General features: G+C 38.9%; 16 protein-coding genes. 12 read left to right on the forward strand and 4 right to left on the reverse strand.

The genetic code is table 11. From position 1 onward, the window contains the following. Positions 1-360: 360 nt before the first annotated feature. Complete coding sequence (locus tag ACO1QW_RS16790; RefSeq protein WP_486260521.1) at positions 361-1,713, forward strand: Gfo/Idh/MocA family protein; 1,353 nt, start codon at positions 361-363, stop codon at positions 1,711-1,713. A 69-nt stretch (positions 1,714-1,782) separates the two neighbouring features. Further along, the gene (locus ACO1QW_RS16795; protein WP_486260523.1) at positions 1,783-2,883 is read left to right on the forward strand and encodes a phosphotransferase enzyme family protein; all 1,101 of its coding nucleotides are present in this window, start codon (positions 1,783-1,785) and stop codon (positions 2,881-2,883) included. A 36-nt stretch (positions 2,884-2,919) separates the two neighbouring features. Here ACO1QW_RS16795 and ACO1QW_RS16800 read toward each other — a convergent pair whose 3' ends face one another. Together ACO1QW_RS16800 and ACO1QW_RS16805 are read right to left on the reverse strand one after the other, a co-directional pair. Next, positions 2,920-3,333, reverse strand: a complete 414-nt coding sequence (locus ACO1QW_RS16800) for a DUF4345 domain-containing protein (RefSeq protein WP_486260525.1) — start codon at positions 3,331-3,333, stop codon at positions 2,920-2,922. A gap of 73 nt (positions 3,334-3,406) precedes the next feature. Continuing rightward, positions 3,407-3,619, reverse strand: coding sequence for a hypothetical protein (locus tag ACO1QW_RS16805; RefSeq protein ID WP_486260527.1), 213 nt, complete (start codon positions 3,617-3,619; stop codon positions 3,407-3,409). A 250-nt stretch (positions 3,620-3,869) separates the two neighbouring features. Here ACO1QW_RS16805 and ACO1QW_RS16810 point away from each other — a divergent pair, with 250 nt between their 5' ends. From ACO1QW_RS16810 to ACO1QW_RS16840, 7 genes are all read left to right on the forward strand, one after another. Further along, on the forward strand, positions 3,870-4,814 hold the full coding sequence (locus ACO1QW_RS16810; RefSeq protein WP_486260529.1) for a cytochrome c: 945 nt from the start codon (positions 3,870-3,872) through the stop codon (positions 4,812-4,814). Positions 4,815-4,825: 11 nt separating this feature from the next. Beyond that, a complete protein-coding gene (locus ACO1QW_RS16815; protein ID WP_486260530.1) occupies positions 4,826-6,094 on the forward strand; it encodes an OmpA family protein in 1,269 nt (422 codons plus the stop codon). 11 nt (positions 6,095-6,105) lie between these two features. Continuing rightward, positions 6,106-6,570 carry a hypothetical protein gene (locus ACO1QW_RS16820; protein WP_486260532.1) on the forward strand — a complete coding sequence of 155 codons (465 nt, stop codon included), beginning with the start codon at positions 6,106-6,108 and terminating at the stop codon, positions 6,568-6,570. A 211-nt stretch (positions 6,571-6,781) separates the two neighbouring features. Then, a complete protein-coding gene (locus ACO1QW_RS16825; protein WP_486260534.1) occupies positions 6,782-8,137 on the forward strand; it encodes a glycosyltransferase in 1,356 nt (451 codons plus the stop codon). A 148-nt stretch (positions 8,138-8,285) separates the two neighbouring features. Then, the gene (locus ACO1QW_RS16830; protein ID WP_486260535.1) at positions 8,286-9,347 is read left to right on the forward strand and encodes a sensor histidine kinase; all 1,062 of its coding nucleotides are present in this window, start codon (positions 8,286-8,288) and stop codon (positions 9,345-9,347) included. Then, positions 9,344-10,429: a sensor histidine kinase gene (locus tag ACO1QW_RS16835; protein ID WP_486260537.1), complete on the forward strand. Its 1,086-nt coding sequence runs from the start codon at positions 9,344-9,346 to the stop codon at positions 10,427-10,429. The genes ACO1QW_RS16830 and ACO1QW_RS16835 overlap by 4 nt, the downstream gene beginning before the upstream one ends. Before the next feature lie 47 nt (positions 10,430-10,476). Then, positions 10,477-11,256: a LytR/AlgR family response regulator transcription factor gene (locus ACO1QW_RS16840; protein ID WP_486260539.1), complete on the forward strand. Its 780-nt coding sequence runs from the start codon at positions 10,477-10,479 to the stop codon at positions 11,254-11,256. A gap of 68 nt (positions 11,257-11,324) precedes the next feature. Here ACO1QW_RS16840 and ACO1QW_RS16845 read toward each other — a convergent pair whose 3' ends face one another. Together ACO1QW_RS16845 and ACO1QW_RS16850 are read right to left on the reverse strand one after the other, a co-directional pair. Further along, complete coding sequence (locus ACO1QW_RS16845) at positions 11,325-11,813, reverse strand: GIN domain-containing protein (RefSeq protein WP_486260541.1); 489 nt, start codon at positions 11,811-11,813, stop codon at positions 11,325-11,327. Between the two features lie 116 nt (positions 11,814-11,929). Continuing rightward, complete coding sequence (locus tag ACO1QW_RS16850) at positions 11,930-14,995, reverse strand: ligand-binding sensor domain-containing protein (protein ID WP_486260543.1); 3,066 nt, start codon at positions 14,993-14,995, stop codon at positions 11,930-11,932. A 259-nt stretch (positions 14,996-15,254) separates the two neighbouring features. On the opposite strand from ACO1QW_RS16850, the gene ACO1QW_RS16855 reads away from it, so the two are divergent. From ACO1QW_RS16855 to ACO1QW_RS16865, 3 genes are all read left to right on the forward strand, one after another. Beyond that, complete coding sequence (locus ACO1QW_RS16855) at positions 15,255-16,025, forward strand: hypothetical protein (RefSeq protein ID WP_486260544.1); 771 nt, start codon at positions 15,255-15,257, stop codon at positions 16,023-16,025. A 224-nt stretch (positions 16,026-16,249) separates the two neighbouring features. After that, on the forward strand, positions 16,250-16,930 hold the full coding sequence (locus ACO1QW_RS16860) for a hemerythrin domain-containing protein (protein ID WP_486260546.1): 681 nt from the start codon (positions 16,250-16,252) through the stop codon (positions 16,928-16,930). 27 nt (positions 16,931-16,957) lie between these two features. Beyond that, the gene (locus ACO1QW_RS16865; RefSeq protein ID WP_486260548.1) at positions 16,958-17,797 is read left to right on the forward strand and encodes a hypothetical protein; all 840 of its coding nucleotides are present in this window, start codon (positions 16,958-16,960) and stop codon (positions 17,795-17,797) included. The last annotated feature ends 54 nt before the right edge of the window (positions 17,798-17,851 follow it).

Below are 17,851 nucleotides of genomic sequence, written 5' to 3' on the forward strand. Positions count from 1 at the left end.
TACAAAACCTTTAATTTGCTGATGTGTTCAAACTTTAAACCTTGGTCAGTTTTGCTGACTTTGTTACTTATTCATTAACGGAACTAAAGTTTCAACCGACAACAAACGTTTTCTCATAATCAATAGTGGTAGTTAAATCGAACCGGCTTTTCAGCCGGTTTTTTTAAACATTATCACACATGGATTGTTTCAATTTTTGCGCATCCGTTTGCATGCTGCGGCTGAATATTTATGTATTATTTTCATTGTTTCAAGTAAGAGTAAAAACTTCAGGATGCCCCGGTTTCACTAAAACCGACCAAAACTATTGCTGTTTGATACTTGCTTGTAAGAGGCGTCTTATAATCCTTAATCAATTGTATGAACAGGAAAGATTTCATAAAAAATACTGGTCTCACTGCCGCTTCACTTACAGTATTGCCAACAGGATCGTTATTTGCAAAAGCTGCCGACGTAAAAGTAAAAATGGTCATGATTGGTGTGGGACTTCGTGGACAAAATCATCTTGATCTTGTACTTCGTCGCAATGATGTGGAACTGATCGCTATTTGTGATATTGATGACAGGATGCTCGCCAGTTCAAAAGAAATGATTCGCAAGAGCGGAAAAAAGATGCCGCAAATCTTTACAGGCGATCCTTACGCATGGAAAAAAATGCTTGAGCTTAAAGGCATCGATGGTATTATCATAGCCACACCATGGGAATGGCACAAAGAAATGATCATTGGTTCATTGCAGGCAGGTATTAAATATGTTGGCAGTGAAGTAATGATCGGCATTACGTTACAGGATCATTGGGATGTAGTGAAAGCTGCAGAACAATACAATGCTCATGTGATGATGCTGGAGAATGTTTGCTATCGTAGAGATGTGATGGCTGCATTAAATATGGTGCGCCAGGGATTGTTTGGTGAATTAGTGCATTTGCAAGGGGGCTATCAACACGATTTGCGTGAAGTAAAATTCAACAATGGTGTTGACGCTTATGGTAACGGCTGTGAATTTGGTGATAAAGGATGGAGCGAAGCAAGATGGCGTACACATCACTCAGTACATCGTAACGGCGATTTATATCCAACGCATGGTATTGGTCCTGTAGCTCATTACATAAACATCAACCGTGGTAACAGGTTTGTAAATATTTCGTCTTTCTCATCAAAGGCAAAAGGTTTGCATGAACATATTGTAAAGAAATGCGGACCCGAACATCCCAATGCAAAAATTAATTTTAAATTAGGAGATGTGGTTACAACATCTATTGGTTGTGTAAATGGTGAAACAATTTTACTACAGCACGATACTAATTTACCACGACCATATTCATTGGGTTTTCGTGTGCAAGGCACAAACGGGATCTGGATGGATGTAAATAAGGGCGTGCATATTGAAGGTAAATCGAAAGCTCACCAATGGGATGCAGCAAAAGATTGGTTCGATAAATATGATCATCCGCTTTGGGCACGATGGAGTAAAGAAACAGAAGGAGCAGGCCATGGCGGTATGGATTTCTTTGTGATCCATTCATTTGTTGAAAGCATAAAACGTAAAACAGCTACTCCAATGGATGTGTATGATGCCGCAGCATGGAGCGCCATTACACCTTTAAGCGAACTATCAATTGAAAAAGGAAATGAAACAATAGAGTTTCCTGATTTTACAGGCGGTAAATGGATGTATCGCAAACCTGTTTTTGCATTAAATGATGACTATTAAAAGAACGACAATTGCTGAAAGAACGAGCAATGAGATTAAATAAAAGGAATAGAACTGCCAAGCGCTAACATGACATACAATATTTTGGAATATCAGCAAATAATGTCGCAATCGGTACTGCCGGTTTTTGGTCTTACAGAAAAGAAGGTGAAACTCGAAGCTTTTGGAAGCGGTCTTATCAATAGCACCTGGAAAGTAACCACCGCATCAGATGAATATATTCTGCAACGCTTAAACCATTTGGTATTTAGTGAACCGGAAGATATTGCACATAATATCAGTTTAATTGCCAACTATCTTAAACAACGCTACCCTCATTATTCATTTGCCGCACCGGTGAAAGCAGAAGATGGATCAACACTCATTTATTTGGAAAATGAAGGTTTTTTCAGGTTGTTCCCTTTTGTAAAAGGATCGTATGCAAAAGAAGTGGTTGAAACTGCAACGGAAGCGTATGAAGCTGCAGTCCAGTTTGGACGGTTTACGCATTTGTTAAGTGGGCTCGATATTTCTCAGCTCAAGATCACGATTCCATCCTTTCATGATCTGTCGTTGCGTTACCGCCAGTTTATGCTTGCATTGGAAAACGGGAATGCAGAACGAATTATAGAAGCTGATGTTTTGATAAAAAAACTCATGGATAATAAATCCATTGCAGAGCAATACCAGCAGATCAGAACCAATCCTGAGTGCAAGCTGCGTGTTACGCACCACGATACAAAAATCAGCAACGTATTATTCAATAAAGATGGTAAAGGCTTATGCGTAATTGATCTGGACACCGTAATGCCTGGTCATTTTATTAGTGATGTGGGCGATATGATGCGCACCTACTTATCGCCAGTGAGCGAAGAGGAAAGTGACCTCAGTAAAATTGAAATTCGATCTTCTATTTTTGAAGCCATCGTAAAAGGGTATTACAGTGAAATGAAAACTGAACTTACTGCTACTGAAAAGCAACTGTTCCTATACGCAGGTAAGTTTATGATTTATATGCAGGCTATCCGTTTTTTAACTGATTATCTCAACGATGATGTGTATTATGGCGCCCGTTACGAAAAACATAATTTCATCCGTGCATCAAACCAATTGGTATTGCTGGAGAAACTTATGGCAAAAGAAAACGAATTAGTTCCTTTGATCAACCGGATACTTTTGACCAATGAATAAAAAAGATCCCCGCAATGCACGGGGATTTTTTTATAACTATCGTTTCGCCTCCTGCAGTTTCACACGAACGATCAACAGAGTTACTGCAATAATGCAAAGTATGCTTTCAATCATAAGCCATTGCTGACCAAATGCACCCAATGGTCCTTCAAGTGAAATGGTCATCAATCTCGACAATGCATAGCTTCCCCAAAGAATAGCTGCGAATGCCAAACCTCTTGTGTGATCTTTAAATGCAAGATATACCAGGCTGATAAAGATGGTAAGGCCAACGCCACCATACACTCCACGAATAGAACTGAAAGCATCGTTGTTGGGAAGTTTCACCTGCACAAGATCCATCACGGCTTGTGGGTTTTGAAAAGCCATCAGGCTTACCATTAAAATAGCAATGGCGGAGAACCCGATAAGCGTTGCTGAGGAGATGCGTAAAAGTTTGTGCTGTTTCATTTGTTCATTTTTTAGAACACAAAAATCGAAACAGCACACAACTTAGTTCTTGGTGTTTGCCAAGATTTTAAGATCAGGCGGCAAAGGATTGATTGCTGTTGAAAATCCTCGCTTTCAATTCTTCGCCTGGATGCAATTGAAACGCAGCTGCATCGCACAACGCCTGCCAGAACGAATAGGGCTGATGCATACAGCCACTATAGGTGTAACAATTACTGCAGGCATTGGTGCTGCACTGATCTTCCGCAACGGGCACCTCGTTTTTTAAAGGTTGTTTTTCGGTCATGATAAATAAGGTTAGATGATAAGGTTTAAATAACACTACAAACATATTATCACTTCAGTTTTATACAAACCACCGGAGGTATGAACTGAAAAAACGAGTGGATGAATTGTTTTCCTTCGTTGTGAGCTTGCGTATTTTTTGTCACTGCAGTCCACTTTTCAATTCATCAACAAAAAAATACAATTCATGCAAACTGTACTTCCCCTTGCAATTGCCACAGAACATCTTTGTGCCTCAAAACCTTATTATCATGAAGCGATTTAAAAAAATTGCGAAATGGACCGGCTTTATTCTGCTGTTCATTATCGTTGCACTCACAGCTTTAACCGCCACACGCCAGGATCTCCGTTTCGAAGCACCTTATCCAACCATTAAAGCATCAACAGACAGTACAGTTATTGCAAAAGGTAAACATATTGTTTACAGCATGGCGCATTGTGCCGATTGCCACAGCAATCAAAATACCGATTCATTAGCTCAACTGGGCATCGAACCTACATTGAGTGGTGGCCGCAAGTTTGCTTTTGAACTTGGAAATTTTTACAGCAGGAACATTACTTCCGATGAAGAAACCGGCATTGGTAAATTAACAGATGGGGAAATTGCACGCACATTATACTACGGTGTTAATTCCAAAGGCCAGGCAATGATCGACTTTATGCCTTTTCATAACGTGAGCGAAGAAGATATGACGGCTATCATTTCTTACCTGCGCACATTAAAGCCAGTTAAAAACACAGTGCCTGAAAATGAATACAGTGCCTTGGGAAAAGTGTTGAAAGCTTTCCTGGTGAAACCTGTTGGACCTAAAGGCAATATTCCAAAAAAAGTAACACCTGATACAACTGCCGTTTATGGCGCTTACATTGTAAATAATGTTGCCAATTGCGCCGGTTGTCATACACTTCGTGGTCCAACTGGTGATTATATTGGTGAACCCTTTGCAGGTGGTAATGCATTTACAGAACCGGGTTTAGATACATTAACACCTCCCAATCTAACACCGCATCCTGAAAGTCGCATATACGGTTGGAGCAAACAGAATTTTATTGATCGTGTACGCATGGGCAAACTTATTAAGCATAGTCACATGCCATGGAACTCTTATAAGAAGATGACGGATAATGAATTAACAGCCATCTATAATTACCTGCAAACGGTAAAACCAGCTAAAACTTCAGTTGAAGCAAAATAAAACAGTAAACCATGAAACATCTTTTAATCGCATTAATAATTACAGCTCCGTTATTTGCTGAAGCACAAATCGGCAATGTATTGAACCGTGCAAAAGCAAAAGTAAACCAGCGTGTAAATAATAAAATAGACAAAGGAATTGATGAAGCATTGGACGAAATGGAAGGCAAGGGCAAAACAAAACCTGCAGCCGAAAACACATCCGATGCAACAGAACCCACAAAAAAGAAGGTTGGCTATGCAAGCTCATTTGATTTTGTTCCCGGTGAAAAAATATTATACACCGAAGATTTTTCCCAGGATGCAATTGGAGAGTTGCCGCTCAACTGGAACACAACAGGTAAGGGTGAAGTGGTAACCGTAGAAGGGCTGAACGGCAATTGGACGAAGATGCATCAGAATTCATTTTATCTCACAGGTAATAAGACTGAATTCCAGAAAAACTTTACTGTTGAGTTTGATCTGATGCTGGCATTCAACTACAAAAGTTATACCCTTCCATTGGTGACGTTTGGTATGCTGGCAAGCAGCGATCTGCAAACAACAGATAATGAACTGATGGGCAATTACAGCAAATACCAATCAACAGAAGTAATGTTACGACCCGGTTACAAAAGCACGCCCAGTTATGCAACAGTAAAAAGTTTTATTGAACGGAGAGATTTTTATAAAAGTGCTGACCAGGAACTTGATGCTTTCGATGGTAATTACAACAAAGTCATTCATATCGCTATGCAGGTGCAGGAAAGCCGTTTGCGCATCTGGATCAATAGTGAGAAAGTATTTGATATACCCAAGGCGTTGCCGCTTCAATATGTCTTTAATCAATTATTTTTTAAGATCCACAATTCAGGTTATAAAGAAAATGAAATTGGTTTTTATCTCGGCAATATTAAAGTGGCCACAGGTATTCCTGACACCCGTCATAAACTTATTGAAGAAGGAAAGTTTTCAACCACAGGCATACTGTTCAATGTGAATGAAGCCACATTACTGCCTGCATCTTATGGTGTGATCCGTGAAATTGCCGCAGCGTTAAAAGCAAATCCATCTGTACGCATCAGCATAACAGGACATACAGATAGTGATGGTGCCGATGCAGCTAATCTTACGTTATCACAAAAAAGAGCTGCCACTGTAAAAGAAGTGTTGATAAATGAATTCTCTATTGATGCTGCAAGATTAGAAAGTGATGGTAAAGGTGAAGCCAAACCTGTTGCTGATAATAAAACCAAGGAGGGAAAAGCAGCCAACCGCAGGGTTGAGTTTACTAAACTTTAAAAAAAGTAGTTATGGTATTGAAGATATTTATCGTCTTAAACTTGTTTTTTTATAGTGTGATCGTTGCGCAATCTTTCATGTATATTATTGCCTTGAGAAATGTGCAGGAAAGCATGGGTGCTGCTTCATACATCGAATTAAGAAAGTTATTAGACAGGAATTTTCTGAAAAAATTTAAACCCGTTGTTTACTCAGCTTTATTGCTGGGACTTGCTTTGGTTACAATGTCTTTATTTCAATCTTCGGTAGTATTAACAGCAGGCAGCATAATTGCTTTTGCAGGATTACTGATTGATGTTGTCTTGATCTTAAAAGGCGATATGCCCATCAACCGCATTATCAACAGCTGGACATTGGAAACATTTCCCCGAAACTGGAGCGATTATCGTAGACAATGGCTTTACTGGTTTTCGTGGCGGCAGGTTGCAAACATCAGCGGATTTATTGCACTCATTATTGCTGCAGTATTTCAATAAAAAAATTATACATCAAAATTGTTTAGTGTTTAGGTATCAATTACCTGCCCGGTGGGTTCTCCCATCGGGCTTTTTATTGTTACTATTGTTGAAATAGGTTGGCTACAGATCATGTATTGTTTTATTCAATTCATGCATGTGTCATTAGTAGTAAGCATTGCTGTAAGTTAAGTTTGTCCATCATTAATAAACCTTATCAAATTATTCTACCATGAACAAACAACTTGCCACAGGCAATGGAAAAAAAATTCTCTTTGCCGCTGTTCCCGCCGATGGTCATTTCAATCCACTTACAGGTTTAGCCAAACATCTCCAATCGATCGGTTACGAAGTACGTTGGTACACATCAAAACATTATGCAGCTAAGTTGAAGAAACTTGACATCCCTCATTATCCGTTTGTAAAAGCACTGGATATTACGGCCGATAATGTAGATGAAATGTTTCCCGACCGTGCAAAAATCAAAAACAAAGTAAAAAAGCTGAACTATGATCTGATGAATTATTTTATTCTTCGGGGCCCGGAGTATTATGAAGATATTCAGGCGATTTACAAAGAATATAAATTCGACCTTTTTGTGGCTGATGTGCTATTCACGGGTATTCCTTTTGTAAATGATCTCATGAAAATACCTGTGTTCTCAATGGGCATTGTGCCGTTGATGCAAACATCAAAAGATCTGCCCGCCCCGGGTTTGGGATTAACGCCGGGGAATAGCTGGTTAAGCAAAGTGAGAGACAGTATTCTTCGCTTTATGGCAAAAAATGTTTTGTTTAAGAAGTCTGATAAATTGTTGAAGCGGGTATTTAAAATCTATAACATCGATGATGAAAATAAATTCCTTTTTGATCTGGGCATCAGCAAGGCAACTTATTACCTGCAAAGCGGTACGCCTGGTTTTGAATATAAGCGAAGCGATATCGGTGATAATATTCGTTTCATTGGATCAATGTTGCCCTACAGCAGCAACCAAAACAAAGAACAATGGTTCGATGAACGCTTGAACCAGTACAAACGAGTAGTGTTGGTAACGCAAGGAACTGTAGAAAAAGACATCAACAAATTATTAATACCAACCTTAGAAGCATTTAAAAATTCTGACTCATTAGTTGTGGTAACAACAGGAAATTCACAAACAAAAGAGTTGCGTGAAAGATATCCGCAGAACAATATCATCATTGAAGATTTTATTCCTTTTGATGATATTATGCCTTACACCGATGTGTACGTTACGAATGGTGGTTATGGTGGCGTAATGCTGGCGATTGAGAACCGTGTACCAATGGTAACTGCCGGCGTGCATGAAGGCAAAAATGAAATTTGTGCAAGAGTAGGGTATTTCAAAATAGGCATCGATTTAAAAACAGAGTTGCCAAAAGCTGATCAGATCAGGAAAGCGGTGGAAGAAATAACAGCTGGCAATGAATATAAAATTAATGTTCAAAACCTGGCTGATGAGTTTCAGCAATACGATGCGAATAAGTTGTTTACTGAACTTGTGGAAGAAGTATTGCAACAGGAAAGTGACCATGTTCTGCCAAATAAGTACAACGAAAAAGTTTATTAAGAATTGAACGGCCCGGCGGGATGATTTTTAATCGTCCAGCCGGGCTACAATTCATCCCCGTTTTTACTCAATTCATACAGGAATGATCCGTTTTTCCTTTCCATCGTATCAACAAAACCGGCAAAAGATGGTAATTTGTAAAATAGATATGCAGATCAAGTTACCATCTTATACCACAAGAGATTATGCGGTTCTTGCCATCATCCTGCTACCCATTAGTATTGTAATTAATTCAATATTGTTGGGCAGCACTTTCTATTCTGATTGGCGCATTTTTTTGCTGGGAACATTCATTGGTAGTGCAGCCTTTGCTGTCAATTTTACGCTTTGTGGCGGATGGGCTGTGCTTATGAAAAAACGCTTTCCATACGAAAGCCAGGTTGCCACCCGGCTTACATTCATGATTCTCACTTTCATTGTTATTACCGGGTTGTTTTTGTACCTGCTTTTCAAAGGATACGAACAGGTTGATTTGTTTAATTACACGTTTAATGAAAACATGTTTGTGCTGGCCTACATAGGAATGGGAATCGTAAATGTGTTTATTACACTTATGATGGAAGGCGTTGATCGCTATGAAAAATGGAAACAGAGTTTAAAGGAAACAGAAGAATTACAAAAAGTATTCAGGCAAAGTCAGCTGCAGGGTTTAAAAAGTCAGTTAAACCCGCATTTTCTGTTTAACAGTTTAAACTCATTGTCAAGTCTTATTAGTGAGGATGAAGAACAAGCCGAACGTTTCCTGAATGATATGAGTAAAGTGTACCGTTATATGCTGCGCAATGATGAAGAGCAAATGGTAACTGTGGAAACGGAATTACAGTTTATTGATTCCTACCTCTATTTGTTGAAAGCAAGATATGGCGACGGATTGCAATTGTCAGTGGAAGTATCTGAAGCAGCAAAACAAACCATGCTGCCACCTTTATCGTTACAAGTGTTGATTGAAAATGCGTTTACACAAAACAGCATGAGTAAAACCGCTCCATTGAAAATATGCATCAAATCAGAAGATGATAAATGGATTGTTGTAAGAAACAACCTGCAACCAAAAGTGGTTACAGAAACAGTTGATGTGGAAGCCGGACTTGATAACCTGATCAACCGTTACCAGTTGATCAACCATTCCGAAGTAGTTATTACTGATCAGCCGGGCGAACGTATTATTCGTCTGCCATTGATCTGCAAAAAAGCGGAGGTGACGTTATGAGTAAGTGGACCAAACCAACAAAGCTCCAGCTTTATTCTTTTGTAGCGTCAATGCCTATCATTGACATCATGCTGAATTTTATTTTGTACGATGATAAATTCTTTCATGACATTACTATTTGGCTTGTTTCCTTTCCGTTAATTTTTTTTATTGGCATCGGCTCATGGAGAGGACATATATATATTGGAAATTATATTAAGCATCGTTTCCAGGGGTTACAGCAAACAAGAAAGCGGATAGTACTGCAGGCTTTTTGCCTTATCCCTTTTATGTCGTTCTCAGTTACGTTGATTTTTTTCTTTTATGATGCATTTCATATTCTCGGTTATAATTTTTCTACGGAAGATTTTAAACAGGGTCTTATTGTGGGCTTTTGTGTCAATCTCATTTTTGAAACATTGTACGAAGCAGATTATGTACTGGAACGTTATAAAGAAAGTGTGGAAGAGAAACAGCATATGCAACAGCTTTCTACCTTTCACGAGTTTGATAGCTTAAAAAACCAGGTGAACCCGCATTTTTTGTTCAACTGTTTTAATACACTTTCGTCGCTTATTAGCGAAGACAAAAAGAAGGCTGAGAAATTTTTGAACGAGTTGAGTAAAGTATATCGTTACCTGTTGCGCAACAATGAAGACGGGTTGAGCTCGCTAGATAATGAAATAAGGTTTATTAAATCATATTACCAGTTATTGCAAACACGACATGGCGAAGCCGTGCAATTGAATATTGAAATTGACAAACGTTATGATGCCTACATGTTGCCTTCGCTTACGTTACAATTGCTGGTGGAAAATGTGGTAAAGCATAATGTGCTTTCGAAAAACAAACCATTGGTGATCGATATTTTTACAACGGCCGGCAATAAACTGGTGGTGAATAACAATCTCCAACGCCGCACCGTGAAAGCGCCAAGTAATAAAGTTGGATTAGATAATATTCGTGCAAAATATGATTTGCTGAAGCAGCCGGGTTTCCAGGTAATGGAAGATGAGAAGAATTATACCGTTGTGCTGCCTTTGATATGGAACAATAATGGTGAAATTAGAAGAACCATCTTAACAGAAACAAAAACAGCATAGCTGAACGTAAATAGAAACTTAGAGCATAAAAATTATAAACCAGGCACATGAGAATACTTATTGTAGAAGACGAAGAACTGGCAGTAAAAAAACTGCAAAAGACATTGGCAACAGTTGATACCAGTGCATCAGTAATTGGTGTAACAGACAGTATTAAAGCAACAGTAGATTGGTTGCAATCAAATCCGCAGCCCGATCTTATTTTAATGGATATTGAATTGGCCGATGGGCAAAGCTTTGAAGTGTTTAATCTTACTGAGGTTAAAAGCCCGGTGATCTTCACCACCTCGTACGACGAGTATGCACTAAAAGCATTTAAAGTAAACAGCGTTGATTATTTGCTGAAACCCATACAGAAAGAAGAGTTGCAGGCGGCATTGCAGAAGTATCGTCAGCTGCATGCAACTGCAAAGGCGGCCGATAACAAATCGGATGTAAACCTGGAGAGCCTTGTACGTGAGCTGCAACAAAAACTGCAGCCCAAAGAATTCAGGAAGCGATTCCTGGTGAAACATGCACAAAAACTGGTATCAGTTGAAATAGACGAGATCGCTTATTTCTACAGCGATGGTCGTTTGAACTTTTTCAAAACAAGCGACAATAAGAAATATGTTGTTGATTATACTATGGATGAACTGGAGGATATGCTTGATCCGGAAAAATATTTCCGCATCAGTAGGTCTTTCTATGTTTCTGTGAGTAGTATTGATAAAATCGATGATTATTTTGGCAACAGGCTCATCCTGCAATTGAAACCAGCAGTAGATAAAGAAGCATTGGTAAGCAGGGAAAAGGTAACTGAATTTAAAAAGTGGATGGGCAAGTAAAAACAATCCATTAGCATAAAAAAAGAACAGCAATTGCTGTTCTTTTTTTATGCTAAACTGCCACTGGATTATCTCGGTAATTTTTTAAGAATGCCGTACCCCATTTCAATACTGTTTCTTATTTCAATGGTGCCGGACGATTTTAAATTCACCATACAATCTTCATACATGGTGATTAAAATATCTTTCGATTGTAATGTGTTCATCCCTGTTACAAAAGAATTGGCATAAATATCTATTGCCTGTAAATTATTCACCGGCAAACCGACGTAGATTTTATTCTTGTAAGTTCTGTCTTTACCGGCGGCGATTGTTAATACGCCGTTCTCTTGTTTTACAGTAATGTCGTTGAAAAAAGTTTTGTCGCCTTCAATGTAAAGCGTGCCCGGTTCATTGTCTTCAATGAGCAACACATCAATTGCAGCATCGATCACGAGTTTGTGAAAGGGCTGAATACTTTGTTTGAAAATAGCTGATTTCTTTTTTTCGATTGTTTGTGCCGATGCTGCAGTAGTAACCAGCAAAAGAGCTGCAGTAAGCAAGTGTTTTACATTCATGATGAAAGGTTTAATGATGATAAGGTTCTTAACCTTACAAAGATGGATAGTAACAGGCATGGCAAAAACACGCAACTGTATGAACCGTTGCTGCAACCGTATGAAATGTAAGTTGATTATTGTGTTACCGGCACCTGCAGTACGAAAATGGAAGTGCTTTTGTGCACCTGCACATCAAGCCGGGCTTTAATGGTTTTGAGTCGGTTTTCCATGTCCTGTCGTTGCAGCAGGTTGTTAAGTTGTTGCATATCGCAACAATCATTCTTAAACTGCATGGTAAACTGCAGCTTGGGTTTTTCGTAGCTGATATGAATGCTGCACTTTTGTGCGCCTGCATAAATCAGGCTTTTAACTGCTTCTTTAAACAACAGGAATGATTCATGCCGAAGCTTCATGTTAAGCGATAAAGCCTCTACATTTTTATCAACCAATATATCGATCTCGGCACCGTTGCGGTTGTTGAGTGCATCAAGATACTCCTTCATGCGTTCAACAGTTTTCGGCATGTTATCATTGTCGGGATCAATACTCCAAAGCATATCATCCATAGCGATCATCATGTTATGACTCTTAACATGGATCTGCTCTATATATTCTTTTGATTTTTCAGGGTCCTTATCGGCTTTCAGTTTCGCCATTTCACTCAGTATATTAATATTGTTGAGTGCGGTGTTCACATCTTTATGCAGATTGTCGGCAATACCCGTCCGCATTTCCTGCATTGCTTCTTTACGCTTCATACGTTCACGATCGAGCCAGAAAATGAAAGCGCCACCAGCGAGTATAAGCAAACTATAAAACCACCACGATTTCCAGAAAGGTGGATTCATTTTTATAACCAATTTGTTGGCCTGCTCAATAAAACGTCCTTCTTCATCCATTAATCGCAAACGAAAAGTGTGGGTACCATTCGGTAAAAAGGGGTAAACAGCCTGGTTGTTATTATCGGCCGATTGCCATTCTTTATCAATCTTATCCATTTTGTATTGGATAACATAGGCCGAGCTGTATTGCAAACTGGAAAACTCAATTGTTATTGAATTGTTCCCCGGCCTCAGGTTAATGACTTCAAGATTTTGTAACGAATCAACAGGCAGCGATTTGTTGCGCACTTTAAAATCGGTGAGTACTACGGTTGGTTTCTGGTTATTGACAATAATTGATATGGGATCAAAAGCAACAAACTGATCGCTGCTGCCAAAAATTAAACGTCCATCTTTCAACCTGGTAGAAGCAGCAAGATTAAAATTATCATTATCAATCCCGTCTGTTTTATTGAACTTGATAAAAATATTTTTTTGAATGTTGATGCGATACAAACCACTTGTACTTGATAGCCATAAATAGCCGTGACGGTCCTTTTCAACTGCAGCAATATAACCCGAGATCTTATCGGCATTTCCTACCAATCTTGACGTATTGGTTATACGATTGAACAACATGAGTTGCGATCCTGTAGTGATCAGCATACTGCTGTCGTTATATTCCATAACAGACGAAACGCCTTCCTGTGGTAATTTAAACGGCTCTTTCTTATCGATATTAAAATGATACAGTATTTTATCAGTCGAAGGATCTATTGCATACACTCCACCCAATGCGAACGCTACCCACAACAAACCTTTTGAATCAACAATCATTTTGTTTACATGCGTGACAGGCAATTTGTCAACCAGTTTTATGCCTGTTGAAAAATCTTTTTTTCCTGTTGCTGCATTCCATTTGTATAAACCTTTCCATTGCATACCAAACCACACATTACCGAACTTATCTTCCGCAATTTGGCGAATGGTTCTGTTTTCTAAGATCGATGGATTATAATAGGTGGAAGTTAATTTATCCTGGTTCACTTTTAGAAAACCCGGCTGGGCCGATAGCCAAAGTGTAGTACTATCGGGTGAAGCGAACATACTCCAGATGGAATAATTTGTATTTACATCCAAACCTTTTATACGAAGGGGTATGTCTTTCATGTTCTTATCGTAATGAAAAATACCATCGCCCCAAGCCGACGCAAGCACTGTTCCCCATTTTGTATCAATAAACGAAAGCAATCCTCCTTTACCACGCTGCTTATGTATACGGTCTTCATGTGTAATATTTTGAAACACATGTTGCGCCGGGTTAAAGCGATACAAGCCGTTGTTACTTGTTGCCACCCAAATGTTTTTTTCACGATCTTCCACCAGCCCACGCACATGATCATATGAAATGCTTCTTTCGGAAGTGTAACCGTTATTTACAAACACAAATTTTTTTGTTTTCTCATCGAAGCGTGCAAGTGTTTGCAATCCCCTGATCCAGATGCTGCCGTCTTTTTGTTCAAGAAAGCCATGAATTTCGTAATAGCTTTTTAAGTAGCTAAGGAGCTCAATAGTAGGGAAAGCATAATCCTGTTTCTTTAAATCGTAACAATGAATAAGCGGAAAGCCACCGCCCCAACTTAAAAACCATAGGCGATCTTGCTTATCAAAAAATAATTGGTATGGGGCAACCTTGCCGGCCAGTTGGTCAATGACCTTTTCATGTTCAACATTATTTTCTACGTCACTAAGATTACCGGTTTTACGATTATAAATAGCAATAGTGCCATTCTTAGTGGTGATCCAGTATTTCTCAGTTGATGCCTGGTAAGCAAAATCACCTACACGCCATCCTTCCTTTAATTTAAAAATATGATTTGCAGAAAGAAAGAGGTTTGAAGTTCTGTCGTATCGCAACACCTCATTACCAGCTAAAACCATATACACTTCGCCCCTGTCATCTTGCACTATTTTTTTAAAAGCTGATTGAATTCCTTCAGGATAAAGTGCTTTTAACGGTGCTTCACGAAATCTGAACGTTTTTGTATTGAATATGCCAATTTTTCCATCGGCCAACAGCACCCATAAATTTTTATTCTTATCGATCAATAATTCCCATACCGGGTTTGATGGTAAACTGGTGCTGTCATACTTGTTGTGACGAAATGTTTTATAACGGCTGCCATCGAAACGCTGAAGCCCATCGGTGGAACCCGTCCATATATAACCATCATCATCTTGTACAACAGTATTTATCTGGTTTGAAATTGCCCCCGAGCCTGTTGAGTAATGTGTAAACGTAAATTGAAGTCTTTCCTGCGCAGCAAGGCTGTTCAGGAAACAGAAAAATAATAAAAGACTAGATAGTTTGTGGAGCATAGTGTTCAGGCAGATCAAATTTAATGATTGCCAGCATAAATTGGCGAATTGAGCGTATGAACTGTGGTAATCGTAATTGAATTGTGCGATTGCGTGTATGAATTGTAAAGCATGAATGTTCGCTATTTTTTCCAGTTAACCGATAATCACAATTCACGTCTTCAATACAACAATTCATGCACATCATTATTTCTTTCCGCCAACTTCAATAACATCTTTGTGCCGTTAATCATTCAATCATTAAACCTAAAAAAACAAAATGAAACGGATTTTTATTTTAACTCTGTTGGCAGGCACCATCTTAACTTCCTGTAAAAAAGAAGACAAAGAAAAAGTATTTAAAGGCCAGGTTACTCCATTCCAGATGGGAAAGGCATGGACATGGTATGAAGTAGATGAAAGTGATAAACCACTTCGTTTGGCAGTTGCTATTGATGAAGCTGCCATGAGCAGTCTCGATCGTGGTGGCGACAACAACGGTGGCCACAACCACAGCAACAATGTCGTGTTGAAGTTTCATCCAAAGGTAAAGTCGGTATTTAATCATGTTGGTCTTGGATGGAATCCTCATGGACATGAACCTGAATTCATTTACGGATTACCGCACTTCGATTTTCATTATTACACCATGACTCCCGAAGCAGTGGATGCCATTCCTCCTTACGAAGTTGACAGCAGCAAGCACAAGCTTTGGCCTGCTCCTGAGTATTTCCCTGCAACTTATTTCAATCCAGGTGGCGGTGGTGTTCCTAAAATGGGTGTGCATTGGCTCGACTTTACTTCTCCTGAATTAAGTGGTGCACAGTTTACACAAACATTTATCTATGGTTCTTACGATGGTAAAGTAACTTTCTACGAACCAATGATCACTGAAGCATTCATTTTAGCGAATAATGGTTTTGTGCGTGATATTCCCCAGCCGGCTAAAGTTCAGGTAACAGGATACTACCCAACAAAAATGCGTATTGAAAAAATTGCTGGGATCACTAACATTATTTTGGAAGGATTTGTATTGAGACAGGCATCGTAATAGCATTGCTACAAGAGTAATTGCTGTTGAGAAAAGCAGAAAAATAAAAGCCGGAAGTGCCGTAACACTTCCGGCTTTTGAACGTATAAAGCTATAATCAATTTTAATTTTTATATGCATCAGCATTTCATTCAACAAAAAAGTCAACTCATAACATAAGAGGTTTTAATTGCGTTTGCCTTCAACGAATTTTACATTCATCATTTAACTATTAAACCTTATTTATGAAACGTTACAATATTTTCAACCAGGTACATAAAGGACTTCGTGCATTACTTTATGAAACCATCATTAAACTACAGCAAACAGATTTCGCCAATGCCGAAGATGCTGATGAAGCTGTTCAGCAGGTAAAGATCATTCTTGATCTCTTTGATGAGCATGCGCATACAGAAGATACATTCATCTTACCTGCTATTGTAGAATATGAGCCATCTGTTGTAGATGCGTTTGCACAGGAGCATGTGAAAGATCTTGCGCTCAGCAATAAACTCAATGGGCTGTTGCAGGCTTTTTCGCTTACCATTTCTGCAGATGCAAAGCGTGAAATAGGCGCTGCCGTCAGTAATGCTTTGTTCGAGTTCATGCTCTTTAACCTTGAGCATATGAAGAAAGAAGAAGACGTTCTGAATAAATTATTATGGCGCTATTATACCGATGATGTATTGCATGGCTTTACCATGAAAATTATTGCAAGTGTGCCTGCCGATAAAATGCCCTTATACAATAAATGGATGATGCGTGGTCTTTCTAACACAGAGATCATTCAATGGTTAAAACAGGTAAAAAACAACGCACCTGAATTTGTCTTCAATTCTTATGTCGACCTCGCATTAACCGAACTGCCCGAACACCGCTGGCAAATAGTACAGGAACAATTAACAGAAGGAGCAATGCTCGCCTGATCATCAAACACAATAAACACCACAACAATGAAAAAAGTAAACTATTTCACCAAAGGATTAAAAGTTTTAAGCTTCGCTGCTATCATCACCATAGCAAGTGCGTCACTTATTTCGTTCACCGTTCGATCTTTGAGCGATGATTTTCTAAAGCAACTCGGTTTAACAAAACCAGGTGCGGAAGAAAGAATCAGGCAAGGTATTCTCGGTGGATCGATTGATGTATACGGCATAAAAGGTTTGAAGAATATTGCTACAGGTAATCGTGTTGCAGTCGCAAACGACATTCTTACTTACACAAAAAAATACGTAAGCACGGCCGATTTTCTGAAGAACTATAATGAAATGCGGGACTATTACAAACCAAAATTTCAAAAGTTGCAAACACCTGAAGAAATGCGTGCCGAGGCCGTTGCTAACCATAAAAAAGGAATTGCCCAAATTGAAGAGACCATTAAGAAATCAGATGCCGCTAACAAACCCATTTTTGAAAAGGTATTGATTAGTGCAAAGGAAGATTTAAAGAAGGTGGAAGATCCCAATAGCAAACACAACGCAGCTTATGCAAAAAACTATGAGCAAGGCGTAAAACAGAATCAAGAGAATTACGACAGGCAGATCGTTGACTGGGAAGCAAAATATCCATCAAATCATTTGCAATATGTAAAGAAAAGACTGCAGGAATTTTTAACTGAAACGGCAGATATTGATTTTGACGCAGAACTTGTGACGAAGAATGGTAAAAAATATTTTGTCAACCGTGCTTATGAAAGCAAAGGTAATCGTTGGAAAATGGCCTTTCGTGCAGGGAAAGATGTTATTACAACGGCAAGAACGTTTGCTGAAAGATGGATGAGCGAAATAAAATAATTTGAATAGTTGGTTTTCGTGGTTAAAGCCCCCGTTGCAAACGGGGGCTTTGTT

The organism is Lacibacter sp., assembly GCF_057361365.1.